At 61.8% G+C, this 2,574-nt stretch carries 2 protein-coding genes; both read right to left on the minus strand.

The features are described from left to right. Positions 1 to 104 precede the first annotated feature (104 nt). A complete protein-coding gene (istB, locus tag BLL38_RS29700; RefSeq protein ID WP_019437298.1) occupies positions 105 to 860 on the minus strand; it encodes an IS21-like element ISPsy14 family helper ATPase IstB in 756 nt (251 codons plus the stop codon). Positions 861 to 880: 20 nt separating this feature from the next. Beyond that, positions 881 to 2,395, minus strand: a complete 1,515-nt coding sequence (gene istA / locus BLL38_RS29705; protein ID WP_019437297.1) for an IS21-like element ISPsy14 family transposase — start codon at positions 2,393 to 2,395, stop codon at positions 881 to 883. Positions 2,396 to 2,574: the final 179 nt, after the last annotated feature.

Raw genomic sequence — 2,574 nt, forward strand, 5'->3', positions numbered from 1 at the left:
TGCGGATTCCACGCCATCCGGACACTCAGCCCACCAACATCCGGACACTCGTTCCACGCTCATCCGGACAGGCAGTCGGAGCGCAGCGACGCAGGTTTGCATTGTTAGTCTGAAGCCCCTACCGCCGTCAATTTCGTTGCGCGCCTGCGCATCGATTCGCCCTTCAGTTCGATCCGATAAGCGTTGTGCACCAGACGGTCGAGGATCGCGTCGCCCAAGGTCGGATCGCCGATCAGCGCATGCCATTTGTCCACCGGCATCTGGCTGGTGACCAGTGTCGAGCGGTTGCCGTAGCGGTCGTCCAGCAGTTCGAGCATGTCGCGTCGTTGCGCGGCGGTAAACGGTGCCAGACCCCAGTCGTCCAAGATCAGCAGGTCAGTCTTGGCGTAGCCGGCCATCAGTTTGGCGAAGCGGCCGTCGCCGTGGGCCAGGCCTAGTTCCTCCATCAAGCGCGGCAGGCGCAGATAACGGACGCTGTAGCCGTCGCGGCAGGCCTTGTGGGCCAGCGCGCAGGCGAGCCAGGTTTTGCCTACGCCAGTTGGCCCGCCGATGATCAGGTTCAGGCCATCACGCAGCCACTGGCCACTGCCCAGTTGCAGGATCATGGCCTTGTCCAGGCCACGTGGGCTGCGGTAGTCGATGTCTTCCAGGCAGGCGTTGTGGCGCAACCGCGCGGCTTTGAGGCGGGTGGTCAGGCGGGCGTCTTCGCGCTCGGTCAGCTCGCGATCGACCATCAGACCGAAGCGTTCGTCGAAGCTTAGATCGTTGATGTCGGGCGTTGCGTGTTGCTCGCTCAGCGCCTTGATCATGCCGTGCAGGCGCAGGGTTTGTAGCTTGTCGAGCGTTGGATTCGGTAGCATTTCGAAGCTCCTTTTTCAGGTCAGTGGTAGTATCCCGGGCCACGCAGGTTGATGTGCTCGTCGGGCAGCAGCGGCAGGTTTTGCTGGGCCAGCGGCAGGCGCTCCAGCCCTTGGCGCAGGATCGATTCGAGGCTTTTGTAACTGCATGCGCCCAGTGCCAGCGCACGCTGGCACGCGGCTTCCAGCCGCGCCTCACCGTGCTGTTTGCTCAGGCGCAGGATGCCCAGGCAGGCGCGGAAGCCGTGCTGTGGGTGGATTCGGCGTTCGAGGATGTAGGCGATGACGCCAGCGGTGTTAGGCCCGGTCTGCTCTGCCCACCGGATCAACCGTTGTGGAGTCCATTCGGCGTGCTCACGGTGGCTCTTGGGCATGTGCTCGGTTTGGGTGGTGTGGCGGCCTTTGTGCAGCGAGCGCAAGTGGCTGGCCACGCGCTGATTGGCGTGGAAGCACTCGACGGTCTGGGCGGTGAGTCGTACTTCGAGTTGGTGCTTTACCAGCTGGTACGGCACTGAGTAGAAGTGACCATCGACCTCGATGTGATAGTCGATATGGACGCGTACCTTTTTCCATTCGGCATAAACGTACGGGTGTTCCGGCAGCCCTTGCAAGGCCGGTTGGTCGAGGGCCTCGAAGGCTGACCGGCGTGAGCCGGGCAGCTTTTTGAAGGGCTTGTGGTTGAGGCGATCCAGCAGCAGCGCGATGGCTGTATTGAGTTCGCCAAGCGAGAAAAACTGGCGGTTGCGCAGCACCGCCAGGATCCAGCGTTCGACCACTTGCACGCCGACTTCGACCTTGGCTTTGTCCTTGGGCTTGCGCGAGCGAGCAGGCAAGACGGCGACGCCGTAATGCTCGGCCAGATCGCGGTAGCTGGGGTTGATATCCGGCTCGTAACGGTGCGCTTTAGTCACGCCACTGCGCAGATTATCGGGCACCAGGATCTGCGTTGTGCCGCCGAAAAAAGCAAAGCATCGGACGTGCGAGCCCAGCCAGTCGGGCAATTTCTGCGACCAGGTGGCCTCGGCAAAGGTGTAGCTGGACGCGCCGAGAACGGCGACGAAGATCTGAGCCTGACGGATCTCGCCGGTTTGCCGGTCGATGACCGGCGCTGTTTGCCCGGCGTAATCGACGAACAGCTTTTCGCCAGCACGATGCTCCTGGCGCATGACCACGTCGACCTTGGCGGCCCAAAGGCGGTAGTGCTCGCAGAACCAGCTGTATTGGAAGCCTTGCGGGTGAGCGAGTCGATATTCCTGCCAGAGCAAGGCCAGAGTGACGCCGGGGCGGCGCAACTCCGCGTGTACCCACGCCCAGTCAGGAATTGGGCGCTGGTCGGTCGGCACCGCCACTGCCGGTGGAAACAGCCGTCGATTCAACTCCGCGTCAGAAATATCGATGGGCCACTGAAGCCCACTGGCGGCGAACCGGCAGAGGTAATCCCCTGCACTCGAATGGCCGATGGATAAGCTGGCGGCGATCTTTCGCACGGACAGGCCGGCGTCGAACTTTAGGCGTAGTACCTCTCGGATTTTACGCATGGATAAACGCTCCACGACGACCTCTTCGCTTCGAAAAAAGAGGTCGATAGTAGTGAATAGTCCTGCGTTGCTGCCTGCCTGAAGGTGTCCGGATGGCCGTGGAATCGGTGTCCGGATGCTTGTGGAATTAGTGTCCGGATGTCGGTGGAATGGGTGTCCGGATGATCATGGAATCCGCA

This window comes from Pseudomonas gessardii, assembly GCF_001983165.1.
Taxonomy (GTDB): Bacteria; Pseudomonadota; Gammaproteobacteria; order Pseudomonadales; family Pseudomonadaceae; genus Aquipseudomonas; species Aquipseudomonas gessardii.